Origin of the sequence: Azovibrio restrictus DSM 23866 (assembly GCF_000429665.1) — a bacterium.
Lineage (GTDB): Bacteria > Pseudomonadota > Gammaproteobacteria > Burkholderiales > Rhodocyclaceae > Azovibrio > Azovibrio restrictus.
The window spans coordinates 84,744-100,819 of record NZ_AUCH01000004.1; the positions used below are offsets into that span (position 1 = coordinate 84,744).

General features: G+C 69.4%; 19 protein-coding genes. 18 read left to right on the forward strand and 1 reads right to left on the reverse strand.

Annotated features, from left to right (window positions below; genetic code table 11):
• Position 1 precedes the first annotated feature (1 nt).
• The gene (locus G474_RS0105445; protein ID WP_026686095.1) at positions 2-1,009 is read left to right on the forward strand and encodes an NAD-dependent epimerase; all 1,008 of its coding nucleotides are present in this window, start codon (positions 2-4) and stop codon (positions 1,007-1,009) included.
• Between the two features lie 27 nt (positions 1,010-1,036).
• On the opposite strand, the gene G474_RS0105450 is transcribed toward G474_RS0105445, so the two are convergent.
• Positions 1,037-4,768, reverse strand: coding sequence for an ATP-binding protein (locus tag G474_RS0105450; RefSeq protein ID WP_026686096.1), 3,732 nt, complete (start codon positions 4,766-4,768; stop codon positions 1,037-1,039).
• A gap of 178 nt (positions 4,769-4,946) precedes the next feature.
• Here G474_RS0105450 and G474_RS0105455 point away from each other — a divergent pair, with 178 nt between their 5' ends.
• From G474_RS0105455 to G474_RS0105535, 17 genes are all read left to right on the forward strand, one after another.
• The gene (locus tag G474_RS0105455; RefSeq protein ID WP_026686097.1) at positions 4,947-5,513 is read left to right on the forward strand and encodes an RNA polymerase sigma factor; all 567 of its coding nucleotides are present in this window, start codon (positions 4,947-4,949) and stop codon (positions 5,511-5,513) included.
• A 73-nt stretch (positions 5,514-5,586) separates the two neighbouring features.
• Positions 5,587-5,796, forward strand: a complete 210-nt coding sequence (locus tag G474_RS0105460) for a hypothetical protein (RefSeq protein WP_156919155.1) — start codon at positions 5,587-5,589, stop codon at positions 5,794-5,796.
• A 92-nt stretch (positions 5,797-5,888) separates the two neighbouring features.
• Entirely contained in the window at positions 5,889-6,236 is a 348-nt protein-coding gene (locus tag G474_RS0105465) for a hypothetical protein (RefSeq protein ID WP_026686099.1), read from the forward strand.
• An 84-nt stretch (positions 6,237-6,320) separates the two neighbouring features.
• A complete protein-coding gene (locus G474_RS24070) occupies positions 6,321-6,713 on the forward strand; it encodes a RebB family R body protein (RefSeq protein ID WP_043463335.1) in 393 nt (130 codons plus the stop codon).
• 8 nt (positions 6,714-6,721) lie between these two features.
• Positions 6,722-9,961 (forward strand): type 2 lanthipeptide synthetase LanM family protein, encoded by a 3,240-nt coding sequence (locus G474_RS0105475; RefSeq protein WP_026686100.1) that lies wholly within the window; start codon positions 6,722-6,724, stop codon positions 9,959-9,961.
• A gap of 79 nt (positions 9,962-10,040) precedes the next feature.
• Positions 10,041-10,355: a hypothetical protein gene (locus G474_RS0105480; protein WP_026686101.1), complete on the forward strand. Its 315-nt coding sequence runs from the start codon at positions 10,041-10,043 to the stop codon at positions 10,353-10,355.
• A 33-nt stretch (positions 10,356-10,388) separates the two neighbouring features.
• Positions 10,389-10,775 (forward strand): hypothetical protein, encoded by a 387-nt coding sequence (locus G474_RS0105485; RefSeq protein ID WP_156919156.1) that lies wholly within the window; start codon positions 10,389-10,391, stop codon positions 10,773-10,775.
• Positions 10,776-10,792: 17 nt separating this feature from the next.
• On the forward strand, positions 10,793-11,083 hold the full coding sequence (locus G474_RS19665; protein WP_043463339.1) for a hypothetical protein: 291 nt from the start codon (positions 10,793-10,795) through the stop codon (positions 11,081-11,083).
• 42 nt (positions 11,084-11,125) lie between these two features.
• Positions 11,126-12,082 carry a GNAT family N-acetyltransferase gene (locus tag G474_RS0105495; protein ID WP_043463341.1) on the forward strand — a complete coding sequence of 319 codons (957 nt, stop codon included), beginning with the start codon at positions 11,126-11,128 and terminating at the stop codon, positions 12,080-12,082.
• A 64-nt stretch (positions 12,083-12,146) separates the two neighbouring features.
• Complete coding sequence (locus G474_RS19670) at positions 12,147-12,437, forward strand: hypothetical protein (protein WP_051281911.1); 291 nt, start codon at positions 12,147-12,149, stop codon at positions 12,435-12,437.
• Positions 12,438-12,446: 9 nt separating this feature from the next.
• Positions 12,447-12,653: a DUF2589 domain-containing protein gene (locus G474_RS23875; protein ID WP_026686104.1), complete on the forward strand. Its 207-nt coding sequence runs from the start codon at positions 12,447-12,449 to the stop codon at positions 12,651-12,653.
• A 95-nt stretch (positions 12,654-12,748) separates the two neighbouring features.
• The gene (locus G474_RS19675) at positions 12,749-13,051 is read left to right on the forward strand and encodes an NHLP leader peptide family RiPP precursor (RefSeq protein WP_211228060.1); all 303 of its coding nucleotides are present in this window, start codon (positions 12,749-12,751) and stop codon (positions 13,049-13,051) included.
• 17 nt (positions 13,052-13,068) lie between these two features.
• The gene (locus tag G474_RS0105515; RefSeq protein WP_026686105.1) at positions 13,069-13,347 is read left to right on the forward strand and encodes a hypothetical protein; all 279 of its coding nucleotides are present in this window, start codon (positions 13,069-13,071) and stop codon (positions 13,345-13,347) included.
• A gap of 29 nt (positions 13,348-13,376) precedes the next feature.
• Positions 13,377-13,643: a hypothetical protein gene (locus G474_RS0105520; protein ID WP_026686106.1), complete on the forward strand. Its 267-nt coding sequence runs from the start codon at positions 13,377-13,379 to the stop codon at positions 13,641-13,643.
• Entirely contained in the window at positions 13,640-13,972 is a 333-nt protein-coding gene (locus tag G474_RS0105525) for a hypothetical protein (protein WP_026686107.1), read from the forward strand. The genes G474_RS0105520 and G474_RS0105525 overlap by 4 nt, the downstream gene beginning before the upstream one ends.
• A 140-nt stretch (positions 13,973-14,112) precedes the next feature.
• A complete protein-coding gene (locus tag G474_RS19680) occupies positions 14,113-14,460 on the forward strand; it encodes a hypothetical protein (protein ID WP_156919157.1) in 348 nt (115 codons plus the stop codon).
• Complete coding sequence (locus G474_RS0105535; RefSeq protein WP_026686108.1) at positions 14,461-16,068, forward strand: TolC family protein; 1,608 nt, start codon at positions 14,461-14,463, stop codon at positions 16,066-16,068.
• The last annotated feature ends 8 nt before the right edge of the window (positions 16,069-16,076 follow it).

The window sequence follows — 16,076 nt, forward strand, 5'->3', positions numbered from 1 at the left end:
CATGAAAGTACTCGTCACCGGCGCCGCCGGCTTCATCGGCAGCAACGTTTCCCGCCGCCTCCTGGAACGGGGCGACCAGGTGGTCGGCCTCGACAACCTGAACGACTACTACGACCCCCAGCTGAAGCGGGACCGCCTGCAGCGCCTGGAACCCCAGGCCGGCTTTAGCTTCGTGAAGCTGGACGTGGCCGACCGGCCGGGCATGGAACAGCTCTTTGCCGCAGAAAAGTTCGACAAGGTGGTGCACCTGGCGGCCCAGGCCGGGGTGCGCTACTCCCTGAAGAATCCCCACGCCTACATCGACAGCAACCTGGTGGGTTTCACCAACATCCTCGAAGGCTGCCGCCACAACCAGGTGGCGCACCTGGCCTACGCCAGCAGTTCCAGCGTCTATGGGGGCAACACCAAGATGCCCTTCTCGGAACACGACGCCGTGGACCATCCGGTCAGCCTCTACGCTGCCACCAAGAAGGCCAACGAGCTGATGGCCCACACCTACAGCCACCTCTACGGCCTGCCCACCACGGGGCTGCGCTTCTTCACCGTCTATGGCCCCTGGGGCCGGCCCGACATGGCCCTGTTCCTGTTTACCAAGGCCATCCTGGAAGGGCGGCCCATCGACGTATTCAACCACGGCAACATGCAGCGGGACTTCACCTACATCGACGACATCGTCGAAGGGGTGATCCGGGTGCTGGACAAGACCGCCACCCCCAACCCGGCCTTCGATCCCCTGCAGCCGGACCCGGGCACCAGCCACGCCCCCTACCGGGTGTTCAACATCGGCAACCACGACCCGGTGCCCCTGATGGATTTCATCGCCGCCATCGAAAAGGCCCTGGGCATGGAGGCCCAGAAGAACTTCCTGCCCCTGCAGGACGGGGACGTGCCCGCCACCTACGCCGACGTGGACGCCCTCAACGCCTGGGTAGGCTTCGCCCCCGCCACGCCGGTGGAAGAGGGCGTGCGCCGCTTCGTGGCCTGGTATCGGGAGTACTACGGCAAGTAAGAAGGCTTCGGGTTCCTGGTCGCCCCCTCAGCCCAGATGGCCGCAGCTGGCGCTCAGGCGGATCAGGGCCTGGGCGGCTGCGGTTTTTTCCTGGGGGTCATCCAGGTGGCGTTCCAGGGCTTCCAGGGCGCGCCACTGGAACAGGGGGGCCTGCTGACTGCAGGCCAGGGCGTGGGCTTCGCGCAGGCAGTCCAGGGCTTCCTGGTGCCGCTCCGGGCCGCAGTGGAGCAGGGCTTCGCCGCGCATGCGGAAGAATTCGGGGAGGTAGTAGAGGTCTTCCCGCTTGCGGCACACGGCGATGATTTCCTCAATGCCGGCGGCGCATTCTTCGTAGCGGCCCAGGTGCAGGCAGGCATCGGTTTCCATGGCCACGAAAGTGCCTTCCACCACCACCATGGCCACCCGGGCCGCCGCCACGGCGGGGCGGATGGCTTCCAGGCCCCGGGCGTCGCCCTGCACGGCCATGCTCCAGCCCTTGAGGGCGCTGCCTGAGGCCAGCCACAGGCCCAGGTCGTGGCGGCTGGCCAGGGCCAGCAGTTCGTCGGCCAGGGCGCCGGCCTGGACCGGCCGGTGCATCAGCCGCTGCAGCATGGTGGCGAAGGTGAGGGCAAAGCCCAGGGTGTGGGCGTGTCCCAGCTGGCGGGCGGCCTGGATCGAGCGTTCACTGGTGGCCTGGGCCGCTTCGGCTTGGCCGCTGATGAGCTGAATCCAGGACAGGAAGGCCATGGAGGAGATCCCCGTGTCTTCCCCGTAGGTGTTGATCAGCTGGGTGGAGGAGAGGGTTTCGCCCAGGGCGATGGCGCTTTCCAGGTGACGCCGGGCTTCTTCGTAACGGGCGAGCCAGAACAGGTTGTTGCCGTAGGCGTAGTGCACCTGCATGGTCTGGTCCGGCTGGCCCGAGATGCGGGCGATCCGTTCCAGCTGCTGGGCGAATTCCAGGGGGTAGGCTTCCGGGGTGCAGGAGCGCCCGCCCAGCCACAGGCCCCAGGTCACCGGGAACAGTTCCGCGTCTTCCTGGACCACACGGCTCAGTTCCAGGGCTCGGGAGAAGCAGGCCTTGGCGGCTTCGGCGCCGTAGCCGCGCATGGCGATGAGCAGGTTGCCCAGGGCGGCCTGGAGCGGGAGTTCCAGGGCGGCGGTTTTGTCCTGCTCCTGGCCGGCCAGCTGTTGCAGGCCGCTTTCGAAGTGGAACAGGGCTTCCTGGTTGGCGGAGCGGCTGGCGGCCAGCTGCCCGGCCCGCAGCCAGGCAGCAGCGGCGGCCAGGGGCTGGCCGGCGGCGGCCAGATGCTGGGCCAGGCGCTCGGGGACCTCGGCTACCAGGGCGGCGAAGGGGCCCTGCAGCAGTTCGGCCAGCCGGCCGTGCAGGGTCTTGCGCTCGGCCAGGGGCAGGGTCTGGTAGGCAGCGTCCCGGATCAGGGCGTGCTTGAAGCGGCTCCGGGTTTCATCGCCGGGGTGGATCAGGTCGGCGGCCTGCAGCCGTTCCAGGCCCAGGGCGAATTTCTGCGGGCTGTCCTGCCACAGGGCCCGGAGCAGGTCGAGCTGGAAATCGCGGCCGATGGCGGCGGCCTGCTGGGCCAGGCGCCGGGCTTCGCTGCCGGCGCTTTCCAGGCGGCTGGCGAGCAGGCTCCAGAGGGTGCCCGGCACCTGTTCTCCCGGGTGTTCGCTGCAGGCCCGGGCCATTTCCTCGATGTACAGGGGCACCCCGTCGGTTTTCTGCAGCAGGCCCGCCAGGGTCTGCTCATCGAGCTGCCGGCCACCCATGCTCAGGCGGGCCAGACGTTCCGCCTGGCGGCTGGCCAGGGCGCCCAGCTGCAGGCTGCGGACCCCGGGCAGGGGCGGGAATTCCGGGCGGGAGGTGAGCAGGATGAAGGTGGGCAGCTGGCCGTCCGCCAGGTACTGGCGCAGCAGTTCCAGGGTGGAGGGGTCGGCCCAGTGGATGTCCTCTATCACCAGCAGTACCGGGTGGCGGCTGGCCAGGCTTTCGAGCAGGGCGATGATGGCGGCTTCGCTGGCCTGTTTGCGCTGGGCCGGGGTCTGCTGCTCCAGCCTGGCGGGGTCGCCCAGGCCCAGGAGTTCCAGCAGGGCCGGCAGGTGCGGCCGCAGGGGGCTGCCCGGGGGGGCCAGCCAGCGTTCTAGCTGCTGGCGGCGGCTGGCGGGGCTGTCCTCCTGGCCGGCCAGCTGCTGGTCCAGGGACTGCTGCAGCAGGTCGGTGATCGGGTGATAGGGGGTGTGCTGGGATTCCGGGTTGCAGCGCAGCTTGCGCCAGGCGCCGTCGTCCTGGAGGGCGTCGATCAGGCTGTTGACCAGCCGGGATTTGCCGATGCCGGCTTCCCCCTGGAGCAGCAGGGTCTGGCGCTGGCCCCGCCGGGTGCGTTCCCAGAGCACCTGGAGCAGCCGCAGTTCCCGGCGCCGGCCCACCAGGGGGGTGAGCTGCCGGGCTCGGGCTTCGAGCCGATGGGTGGCGCCGCTGGGGCCGACGATGCGCTGCAGGCTTAGCTCGCCCAACTGCAGCACCGGGGTGAGCAGGAAATAGCCTTCCACCAGGCGGGCCATTTCCGGGGTGACGGAAATTTCCTCCCAGCCGGTGTGCTCGGCCAGCCGCGCCACTTGGCGGGAGAGGTGGCCGGTGGTGTCGGGCAGGTTGTAGCGGCGGTCATTCACCACCCAGCCGCTGTGGGCGGCGGCGCGAAAGTGCAGGCCGGCAAATTCCTGACGCCGCCGGGCCAGGTTCAGGGCGGCGCTGACCGTGCGCCGGGGGCAGTCCTCATGGGCGTTGGGGTAGCCGAAGTAGGCGAGGATCCGGCCCATGTGCACCGGGACGCAATAGCCCCCGTGCTGGTTGAGGATCTCCATGGCCATGCCGTGGGCGGCCCCCAGGGCGCCGCTCTGCAGCTCCGGGTCTTCTTCCGGGGGCGGGGCGATCTCGCAGGCCAGCAGGCACACCAGGCGGCGTTCCTGGGCCACCCGTTCCCCCTGGCCCGGGGGCTGGGCCGCCAGCTCCCCCTGGCGGATGCGGCGCAGCAGCTCCTGGGTTTCCGCCTCCGGCGCCACACCCAGCTCCTGATCCAGGACGGCCCGGCAGGTTTCGAACTGGGCCAGGGCGGCGCTGGTCTGGCCGGAGAGGGCCAGCAGCCGCATCAGCTGCCGGTGGCTTTCCTCGGACCAGGGGTCCAGGGCCAGCTCCCGGCGGCGGGTGACGATGGCCTGCTCCAGGTTGCCTTCCCGCTCATGGCTCTGGGCCAGCTGGCGCAGCAGGGTCAGGGCCCGGCCCTGGAGCTGTTCCCGCCGCTGTTCCAGCCAGGTCTCGAAATCCGGGGCGTCCGGCAGGCTGAGTCCATCCAGGAAGGGCCCCCGGTACAGGGCCAGCTGCTGTTCCAGGGCGGCCGTGTCGCCGGCCCGGGCCGCGGGCGGGTCCTGGAGGAAGGCGTCCACGTCCAGCCAGTGCGGTCCCTTGCGGTTGAACTCCAGGCTGTTCCGGCCCGCCAGCAGGCAGGTTTGCGCCAGTTCCTCGTGACCCAGGGCGGCCCGCAGGTCGTGCAGGGTGCGGCGCAGGTTGCTGCGTGCCGTCTCCGGCCGGTTGCCGGGCCAGAGCAGGTCGGCCAGGCGTTCCCGGGGATGAACCTGTTCCGCTTCACAGGCCACATAGGCGAGCAGGGCCCTGACCTTGTCATAGCCGAAGTCGCGCAGCTGGGTTCCGTCCAGAAAAACCTTGAAGCCGCCCAGGAAATGGAGCGCAAGGCAGGGAGTTGGGGTGGGCATCTATGTCTTTTGTTATCGGCGCTTTGGCGTAGCGAACGTTCTACGAACGCTCGGTTTATAGCATGGGGCGATGCCTGCGCGGAATACCCAGGCGGCTCCTGCCGCCCTCCGCACGGGTCCGGCGTCCTGTCTAGGGGTTCAGGCAAGGCGGGTATTGGACAGACATAGCGATAACACCATGAATGACATCGAACTGCACCGAGTCAAGCTTCTGGTCGAGCAGGCCCGGGCCGGGCGGCAGACGGCCTTCGCCGAACTGGTGAGCATGCACCACCTGCGCGTCTGGCGATTCATTCTCAAATCGGTACACAACCCCCAGGATGCGGAGGAGCTGGCCCAGGAAACCTTTCTGGCCGCCTGGCGCAGCCTGGGCAGCTACCGGGGGGATTCCAGGTTTTCCACCTGGCTCCTGGGCATTGCCCTGAATCTGGCGCGCAACCACTGCAACCGTTCCCCCTCCCGGCGGGAAGTGGAACTGCCTGAAGCCGAACAGCTGGAATCCCTGCTGGCCGAAGGGCTGGACCCCTACGAGCTGGTGCGCCAGAAACACAAGCTCGAAGCCCTGCAGGAGGCCATGGCCCAGCTGCCTCAGGAACTGCGCGAGGTGATCACCCTGGTGCGCCTGGAAGGGCTCTCCCTGGAAGAGGCCGCCGGCCTGCTCGAGATTCCCCTGGGAACCGTCAAGAGCCGTCTGTCCCGGGCCCGCAGCCGCCTCGTCGAGGACATGCACGCCCATTTTTCCTGAGGCGAGAACCTTTGTTGAAATCCTGTTACTCAGTTGTGACGATGACGATATCTCCAATCCTCTGGGGGGCTAGATGAGCAGTATGGAAACGACGGAGCTGGACACCTGCCTGGATCTGCTGGCCCGTTACTACAGTGCCCGCCAGCCTTCTGCCGATGCCCTGCCGCGCCTTCTGGCGCGGCTGCAGCAGGAAGGGCGCCGGGAATTGGCGGATAACGAACTGGACTGGCTGGCGGCGGCGGGCACCCCTTTCCCGCCGGTGGAGCCGGACGACAAGCCCTGAACCCGGGGGCGCCTCCTGCGGGAGGGGTGGGTTCGGGGCAGTGACCAACCCGATCCGGACTACCCGGACCTTTTGCAGAAGGAGAACACCCCATGCAGTTGCCTGAACAATTCCTGCAACCCCTGCAGCGGCTGGTGCAGCTGGAGCCCCAGTTGCTGGCCGTGCTGGCCTCGGAGCGTCACCTGCCCACCTGTCTGCACACCTTGAGCGCCGCGGCGGAGCGGCATGGCATCGGCCTAGACCGGGAGGGCCTGGCGGCCGCCCTGGAGCCCCGGGCTCGGGACGGGGCCTGGGCCCTGGATGACGAGGTGCTGGGCAAGGTGGCGGCAGCGGGGCAATACACCCAGCGCCCCGACCCCTTCGCCGGGGCCCAGCCGGTGATTCGCGACGGGGACAGCCCCGGGGAGATCGACCCCTGGGCCACCATCACCCTGGGCTGAACCGGCCTTGATCAGCCCTTTCACCCGCAGCCTTCAACAACCGGCGTTTCCTCCGGGGACGTCACTGCATCGAGGAGCGCAAGCATGTCGCAACGGGATGAGGAATTGAGACAGGCCATCGCCGGCCTGGAGGATGAAAGCGGGCTGCTGGGCCTTCTGGGTGCAGCCAGGAGCAGCGAGGAACTGTTATCTGCCCTGGCGGGCACCCTCGAAGCGCGGGGTTTTCCGGTCAGTCCGGCCGAGCTCCAGAGCTGGTTTGCCCAGCGTTTCCAGGCCGAAGCCCTGGACGATGAGCGGCTCGCCAGCGTGGCGGCCGGTGTGGGGGTCAATGCCCAGATCACCGATTCCGTAACCCAGGCCAACGTGAAAGTGATCGGCGGGGCGCCGGCCATGGCCATGGGGCCTCTCTATCAGCAATTGTTCGATCTCATGAAGAGCACGGCACCCACGGTTTCCAATTTAATCTCGGGCAGGTAAGGCCTGCGTTGAACAGCAGCGTTCCGGGGCCGTTCATGCGGGGCAGTGGTAGGGCCGCGTCGGCGGACCATGAAACGGACGAACAGGCCTTCATTCGGGAGCTGGTGCGGCGCAACCAGGGCCTGAGCGCCAGCCCGCCCGGGCGGGGCGAGCGGCGCGAAGAAGCGGCGGTGCGCCGACGCTGGCAGCGCTGGCTGCGCTTCGGCGGCGGCCGCGACTGGGGCCTGCTGAAGCGCCGCATGAAGGCCGAGGGCCTGCGTCCCGGGGCTCTGTATCAGGCGGACCGCCTGAGTGCCGCTCCGGCGCAATGGCCCGCCTGGGCCCGGCTCCTGCCCCGGCTGCTGCACCATGCCCGGGTCCTGGCAGCCCGGCCCGACTTGGGGGAAGCACTGCTGCCGCCCGGTGCGGCGGCCTTGCCCTTTGCCCTGGTGCTGCTGCCCGGCCTGCTTCTGGCCCGGGAGCTGCGCACCTGTCCCGACCCGGAATGCCTGGGGCCCGATGCCCTACAGGGGCTGGAGCTGGCCCTGCTGGAGCGGCTCGGGGAAATCGCCGCTTCCTGCCTGTACACCCTGTTCGATGCCCAACGGGGCATCTCCCCCCAACTGCTGGCCCTGTATCGGGAGCTGCCCGGGGCACCCCGGGAAAGCTATGCCGCCTTTGTCCGGGCCCAGCTGGCAGGGGGCTACCGGGAGCTGGGGGAACGCTGGCCCGTCTGCCTGCGCCTGCTGGCCGGGGAGGTGCAGGCCTGGGCGGCGGTGTGCGACGAATTCCTGACCCGGCTGGAGCGGGATTATGGGGCGATCCGGGCAAGCTTCTTTGACGGGACGCCAGCCCCCGGACCCCTGGCTGCCCTGGAGGCCACCGCCTCGGACCCCCACGCGGGCGGGCGCCGGGTGCTGGGCCTGGTGTTCGCCTCCGGGGCGCGCCTGATCTACAAGCCCCGGCCCCTGGACATGGAGGTCGTGTTCAACCGCAGCCTGGCCTGGATGAACCAGGAAGCCGGAGCGGTGCTGCCCCGGCAACGCCTGACCCGGCTGCTGCCCCGGGAAGATTACGGCTGGATGGAGTGGGTGGAAGCCAGTCCCCTGGCGCCGGGGGAGGAAACCCTGTTCCATCGCCGCCTGGGCGGGCTGCTGGCCCTGTTTCGGGCCATGCAGGGCGTGGACATGCACCTGGAGAACCTGGTGGCGGCCGGCAGCTACCCGGTGTTCGTGGACGTGGAGTGCCTGCTCCATCCTTCGACCCTGCCGTTTCTGGAAATGGACAACCCGGCAGCCAGCCTGGATGCGGAGCTGCCCCGGGAGCTCTTCAGCCTGGGCATCCTGCCCTTCCACAGCGCCGGGGCCCGGGACGGGCGGCTGGTGGATTTCGGCGGCATCGCCCGGCAGGCGGACCCCCGGGGGGTGGAGGTGCCGGTGTTCCGCCAGAGCAACAGCGACTGGATGGTTCCGGACCGGGCGCCCCAGGTGCGCAGCACCCACCATCAGCCCCGGCGTCAGGAGGGCTGGGTCGATGCCCTGGCCCAGGCTCCCGTGCTCGCCGCCGCCTACGGAGCAACCCTGGCCTGGCTGCTGTCCCGGCGCGACTGGCTGCTCAGTGATGCCGCCAGCCCCTGGCAGGGGCTCTCGGCCGCCCGGGGCCGGCACCTGGCCCGCAGCACCTGGAGCTATGGCACCTTGATGGAAGCGGCCCTGGCCCCCGAGGCCCTGGAAGACGGGATCATGTTCGACCTGAGCTTCGAGGCCCTGTACCGCAACATGCCCCTGCTGGCGCCGGGCTACCGGGCCATGGCTCCCGCCGAGCGGCAGGACCTGCGCCACCTGGACGTGCCCCGCTTCGGCTTCCGGGCCGGCAGCCGGCAACTGCTGGATGCCCAGGGCCAGGCCCTGGGGGAGGTGCATGCCCGGACACCCTTCCAGTCCATGGCGGCCCGGCTCCAGGCCCTGATCCCCGAACAGGTGGCCGTGGAAGCCGCCTGCCTGGAGCGGGTGCTGACCCCTTACCAGCCTCCCGCCGACGGGGAGCTGGCCACCCTGAGCGCCCAGCTGCTGGCGCAGCGTCTGATCCTGCCCAGCGGGCGTCAGCTCTGGCTGGGCCTGGGCAACCACGGGGACGGGATATGCGTCCGCCCCCTGGGCCCGGGGCTCTACGACGGCAGCGCCGGCCTGGCCCTGGCCCTGGCCGCCGCCGGGCGGGTCCAGGACTGCGCTGCCACGCGGGCGGCGGCGGGCGGGCTGCTGGCGGACCTGCTCACCCTGTTCGAGCTGGCGGGCCCTCCGGGGCCCGGCTACGACCGGGGCATGGCCGGCCTGCTGGTGGCCGGGCTCCATGTCGCGGAACTGGGCGGGGATGAAGTCCTGGCCGCCCGCCTGGGGGCCCTGGCGCGGCGCTGGGCGGAAATTCTGCTTCAGGGAGGGCGGCAGCCCGGGAATCAGCCTACCGATCTGCTCAATGGTCAGGCGGGGCTGCTGCTGGCCTGGCTGCACTGCCAGCGGCGCTGGCCCGGGGAAGCCGCCTTCCTGGCGGCGGCCACCCAGGCGGGCGAACAGCTGCTGGCCCGGGCCCGGCGCACGCCCCTGGGGCTGGCCTGGCCCCAGGGGAGGCATGGCCTGAGCGGTCTTTCCCACGGCGGCAGCGGCTACGCCCTGGCCCTGGCGGCCCTGTACCGGGCCAGCGGGGCAGGGCATTGGCGCGCTGCGGCCTTCGCGGCCCTGGCCCACGAGGCAGCGCTGTTCGTGCCCGAGTGGGGCAACTGGCGCGATCTGCGCCACTTTCAGGGAGACGATCCGGGTCAGTGCCGGCAGCAGGGCTGCTCCTGGTGCCACGGGGCCCCCGGCATCGCCCTGGCCCGGGCCGCCCTGCTGCGGCTCCTGGACGGGGACCTAGCGCCGGGGGAGCGGGGCGCCCTGGAGCAGGAGCTGGAGGTGGCCCTGGCCACCACCTGCCGGGTGCTGGCCAAGGACGCGGGGCCGCCCCTGGACGACCTGTGCTGCGGCCGGGCCGGGGGCGCCGACATCCTGCTCGAATGCGGCCGCCTGCTGGAGCGCCCGGAACTCATGACGCTGGGGCACCGGGAAGCCGGCCGGCGCGCCGATCCCGGGCGCTGGCGTTACTGGTTCACCGGCAAGGAGCTGGCGGGTACCGATCTCTCCCTGTTCAAGGGCAGCGCCGGCCAGGTGTACCTCCAGGCCCGGCTGGCGGCGCCGGAGCGGGTGCCCTGCATCCTCCTGCCCTGGCAGGGTGACTGAAAAAATCCAGGCAGATCGGGAACCTGGGCCGTCCGGCCGTTACTCACGCTGCATGAACCCCATCACAAGGAGCGTAGTCATGGCCCAGGAATCAAGCGTATGGAAGCGGCTGACCCGCCTGCTGGAGCAGGAACCCGCCCTGGCGCAGCAGTGCCAGGCGGCCGGCAACCTGGAAGAGGCCCTGAAACTGATGCAGGCCACCGGAGCCCGCCTGGGCATCGCCCTGGGCTGGACGGAGCTGGCCGAAGCCGTGCAGGGGAAGGCGGGCAGCGCCCTGGAAGACGGGGCCCTGGAGCAGGTGGCGGCTGGGACCGGCGTGTCCGACAACCTGACTTCGCTGCTCACTGTACTCAACACCTTCGGCAGTGCCTGGCAGATACCGGGCCGGCCCTGAGCCGGAACCTCACCCCTAGAGAAAGGAAAGATCATGGAAGCATCGCAACAGACATTGAAAACCCTGAGCCAGCTGCTCCTCGAGGACGAGGCCCTGCGCCGCAAGGCCCAGACCCTGGGAGATCCGGAGCTGGTGGTGGACTGTCTGGTCCAGGGCGCTGCCGCCCGGGGCCTGCCGCTGGAAGTCGGGGAGGTGCGTGCCGCCCTGGCCCAGGTGCAGCCCATGCAGCCCGGTGGTGCCCTGAGCGACGACATGCTGGACCGGGTGGCCGGGGGCATGAATATCCACGAGTGGAACGCCATGTCGGTGTTTTCCCTGGGAGTGGCCTGTTTCGTCATGAGCGCCAACAAGGCCAAGGAAGAGGCCGCCATGGGCGGCGATGACCACATCGATTTCTCTTTTGGTTTCTGCGCCAACTGAGCGCCGGGGAGCGAGACATGAAAGAAGGCGAAGCAATGGAAATGGTGAGCCGCTTGCTGCAGCGGGCCCGGGAGGACCAGCAGTTCCTGGCGGCCCTGCAGCGGGACACCGTGGGCACCCTGAAGGCGGAAGGCCTGGCCTTTCCGCCCTGGTTGCGCCTGATGGGCCTGGAGCATGGGGAACCGGTGTTTGCCCTGGTCCTGCCCCCGGCCTTGGGCGGGGAACTGGATGACGCGGACCTGGAAGCCGTGGCGGGGGGCGGTGGCATCAGCTTGGAGTGGGACCAGTACGGCAAGGAAAAGAAGTGAGCCAGGTCTGCCGTGTCCGGCGGGCAGCTTGAGGTGTCCGGCATGAACGGGCCATCCCCGGCCGTGCTGGAGGTCGCGCCCCTGGTGGCGGCAGAACTGGAGGCCGCCCGGGCCCTGACCTTTCCCGCCTACCGGCCCCGCCTGGAGGCCGCCCTGGAACAGCGGGCGCCGGCTCCCGGCTGGCAGACCGGCGTCCTGGGGGCTCGCTGCCAGGGAAGCCTGACCGGCCTGCTGCTGTACTCCCTGGTCCCGGAAACCGATGGCTGCCGCCGGGTGCTGCTGCATTCCCTGGCCGTACAGCCCGCCTGGCGCCGCCAGGGCCAGGGGCTGGCCCTGCTGGCGGCCCTGGAAGCCGCCTTGCCCCGGCCCGGGCGCTACTGCCTGGAGGCCAGCTACACCACCCGGATGCCGGGCTGGCGCGGCTTCGAAGCCTGTCTGGAGCGGGCCGGCTGGCCTCAGACCCAGCCCGGCCTGCTGCTGGCCCGGGCCCATGGGGGCGTGCTGGCGGCGCCCTGGGTGACGCCGGGCCTGCCCCTGCCGGAGGGATTCGAGTTCTTCCCCTGGTCCGGGCTGACCGGGGCGGAAGCCAGCAGTCTGGAAGCGGAGCTGGAACGGGGGGACATTCCCCGGGGCCTGTCTCCCTTTGCCGAAGCCCGGGACCTGGAGCCGGAGGTCAGCGTCGGCATCCGCGCCCAGGGCAGGGTGGTGGCCTGGATGACGGTGCTCCGTTCGCCCCTGATGCCCGATGCCCTCTGCTACCGCAGCCTGTTCGTCCGGCCCGGCCTGCGCATGGGCCGACGCCTGGGGCCCCTGGCCCTGGCAGAAGCCATCCGCCGCCATCTGGGCGGCCCTCTGGCCCGGGAGCGGCCCCTGGGAGTGTTCGGCATCTCCCGCTCCGAGGGCCGGAAAATGCTCAACTTCTTCGAACGGCGCCTGCTGCCCTACTGCTTTGAACAGCACGAAAGCCGCCTGGCCCGCAAGGAACTGACGCCGGTCTGACCGGCAACCCTGCCGGGCCGTGGGCCTGGACGGTGGGGATTTCATCAGGCCCAGGAGACTGGATATGCAACAGGAAGCGCTGCAGGCCGCATGGACACAGTTGGGGGAACGGGTCGCCCGGGACAGGGCGTTCCGCCAGCGGCTGCTGGCCTCCACCCGGGAAACCCTGGCGGCCGAAGGGGTGGTGCTGCCCCCGGGCCTGACCCTGCATCTGCACGAAAATGCTCCCGGGGAGCTGCACGTGGTCCTGCCGCCCCTGGCCGGGGAACTGTCGGACGGGGACCTGGAATGGGCGGCCGGGGGCTATTTCGACCAGAACGGCGAGTGGGTGGAAACCTACCGCAAACCGGTTTGAGGAGGTCCCATGGACAAACAGCAAAAGCTCACCCGGGAAAACCCGGAAACAGCCGGGGCGGAACCCCTGAACGAAGCCGACCTGGCCCGGGTGGACGGTGCCGGCCAGGGGCAGCAGAGCAAGTACCACGTGGAGGTGCACAGCGACGCCAGCATGCCCGAGGGCCTGGCCCGGGTGCTGGACATCATCCAGGGCGCCATCAAGCCCCGTTCCTGAGACGGAACCTTTGTCGCCGGGGCGTTACCCAGTTCAGGTAAGGGGCGCCGCCCCCGGTGTTTTTCCAGGCGAAAGGAAGATTCATGGAGCAGGACATGCAGCAGGAAAAAGAACGCCAGGTCCTTGAGCGGGCCTGGGCGGACCCGGCCTTCAAACAGCAGTTGCTGGATGATCCCGTGGCCGTGCTGCGCGCCGCCGGAATCACTGTGCCCGACGGCGTTCAGGTGCGCGTCGTGGAGGACACCCGGGAGCTGGTCCATTTCCTCCTGCCCGCCCGCCCCGGGGCGCTCGCCGATGGGGTCCTGGAGCAGGTGGCCGGCGGCCTGCCCGACAGCTTTGGCAGCATAGCCTGCCATCTGGCCGCCCCTCGTCCCGGCGCCCTGTCTCCATTTTTTTGAGTCTAAGGAGTCATCCCATGGAAGCGATGCAAATCACCGAACAAGTGGCCGCGCTGTTGCGCCGGGCCGCGGCGGAGCCCGCCTTTCTGGCGGCGCTGCTGCAAGACACCGCCGCCACCCTGGCCCGGGAGGGCGTGGCTTTTCCCCCCTGGCTGCAGTTGCAGCGCCTGGAAGGCGGCCAGCCCCTGTTCGTCCTGAAAGGGCTGGCCCTGTCCGGGGAACTGGCGGACCAGGATCTGGAACTGGTGGCAGGCGGCAAGTCCCAAGCCTGGAAAGATGCCCATCTGGGGATCTAGGCTCATCTCGTTACAGGAAAGGAAGCACCATGCAAACCCATGATCCCCAGCAAGGCCAGCCCCTGGATGACGAGGCCCTGGACCAGGCCGCAGGCGGAGCCTCGTACACCCTGACATTCACCAACAGCTCCGCCCAGCTCCCGTCGGTGGCAGTGTTCCAGACCTATAAAGGCCAAACCCTTGCCCCTGCCAGTGTGGCCTGGTTATCCAAGCCGACATGGACCCCATCCACCCAATTCGACTGGACGGTGGATTACAGCGTTTATTCGACGCTGCTCGGGACAACTGGGAAATGAGGGATCCTGAATTGGCTGCTTACCGGCAGTTGCTGGAGCAGCTGCTGGCCGATGACTCCCTGCTGCAGCGTCTGAGCCATGACCCGCAAAGCCTGTGTTCAGCCCTGGTGCCGGCCGGCGCGGGGTTGCCCGATGGAGTGTTGCAGGCGGTGGTTGGGGGTGTCTCCCCATCGGGGGCCGGATATTTCGATAGGCTGGCCAATCTGGTTCTGGCCAGCCGGACAGTCCAGTATTCCCGTCTGGAGGGGGGGCTCCTGGCCAAGGCAGAGGGGCTGGCAGAGCTGCAGCAGCGCCTGCGGGCGGAGTTGGACACCCTGGGGGCCGGGTGAGGCAGGGGGGGAGCAAAAGATCCCCCGGGCCGTGAACCTTTTTCGGGGGGCTGTTACCCAGAGCTGACCGTTCCTGTTTTCGGGGCGGTAGCGGCGCCCCTGGGGTGCCGGTGTGTGCCACCGACTCTGGTTCCTGCCCCATGAAAAGACTGTTGCTTGCCCTGCTGTTCCTGACCCAGCTTGCCGCCTGCGTCACCACCCGCTACGAGTACCACCAGCCCCGCAGTTCCGAGGGGCGCATCTGTACGGCCCAGTGCCTGAACAGCAAGCAGCAGTGCGAGACCATGTCCAGCATGGCCTACAACCAGTGCCGGCAGAACTACAACATCTCCCAGCAGCTCTACAACCAGTGCAAGAAGCGGGACAAGAAGGACAAGTCCTGCATCCCGCCCACCTACTGCTACCAGGACCGGGACGATTGCGAGGACAACTACCGGGAGTGCTTCAAAGCCTGCGGCGGCAAGATCCGGGTGGTGGAGGAGGAATAAGTGCGAGGCGGCCAGCTCCCCGTCTGGGGGCGCCTTCTGGGGCTGGCGCTCCTGGGCTGCGCTCCGGGGCTGCCTGCCCTGGCGGCCGGGCCCGGTCCGGGGGCGGCCCTGGATCTGGAAACAGTGGTGCGCCAGACCCTGGCCAGGAATCCGGCCATCCTGCTTCAGGAACGCCAGGTGGAGGCGGCCCGGGGCGGCATGCAGCAGAGCGCCGGCCAGTTCGACCCGGTGCTGCAGCTGACGGCCCGGCGCAGCCGCGAACAGGAACCCCTGAATGCCTATTACCGCAAGCTGTACCGGGCCAGTTACGGGGAGCAGGGCGGGGTGGATGCGATCCAGTCCGACACTTCGGGCCTCAGCCTGGGGCTGGACAAGCCTCTGCGTAACGGCATGGTGCTGTCCACCAGCCTTTCGGTCACCCGCAGCGAGGGGACCCGCAACGATTTCCAGGGTTGGGAACCCCAGAACCTGGGCAAGGTGGGCTTCAGCATCAACATTCCCCTCCTGAAGGGCAGCGGCCAGGCCGCTGTCGCCGGGGAGCGGGCCAGTGAGCTGGAGTGGCAGGCCAGCCGCCAGGAGCTGCGCCAGACCCTGGCCCAGAGCCTGGTCAGCGGGGTGGGGGCCTACTGGAAGCTGCTGGCGGCCGGCAAGAGCCTGGAGATCGCCCGGGAAGGGGAGCTCGGCATGGAGCGGCTGCTGGACGATACGCGCAAGCTGATTGCTGCCGATGAGCTGCCGGCGGCGGAAATCAACCTGATCCAGGCCCGCCTGGCCGACCGGCGTTCGGCCCGCATTGCCGCCGAGCAGAGCCTGCTGCAGGCCCGCCAGACCCTGGGGCTGGCCATGGGCCTGCCCTACGGGGAGGCCATCGCCGGCCTGGACGTGCAGGGGGATTTCCCGCCGCCGCCCCGGCAACTGCCGGAGCAGCTTCCCGATGCCCGGCCCCTGGTGGAAGGGGCCCTGGCCCGCCGCCCCGACCTGGAGGCGGCGCGGCTGCGGCAGGAAGCGGCCCTGGTGCTGGCCGACGCGGCGCGCAGCAATCTGCGGCCCCAGCTCGACCTGAACCTGGGCGTGGGTTACGCGGGCCTTGCCGAAGGCGGCAGCGGCCGGCATTACTACGATGCCTTCGGGGAACACACCACGGGCGCCAGCGGCGGCGTCACCCTCAGTTACCGCTGGGCCCTGGGCAACAACAGCGCCGAAGGGGGGCTGGCCCAGCGCAACGCCCTCCATGACCAGGCCAGCCTCAATCATTACAACCTGGCGCGCAGCATCAGCCTGGCGGTGGAGGCCACCCTGGCCGGCCTGGTGCGCAGCGCCCGGCAACTGCTGGCTTCGGAGGAATCCGTGGCCATCTACCGGGTCAGCCTGGAGAACGAGCGCATCAAGAACCGCCTGGGCTCCTCCACCATCCTGGACGTGCTGTCGGTGGACGAGAGCCTGCGCAACGCCCGCTTGGCCCACGTCAATTACCAGCTGAACTACCTGATGGCCCTGGCCAACCTGGGTTACGAGACCGGCGCCCTGGTGCGGGACGAGTCGTCGGCCCAGCAGGTGGACCTGGGGCGCTTCGTCAGCATGCCGCCCCTCAACGGGGCTCCCGAGTAGGAACGATC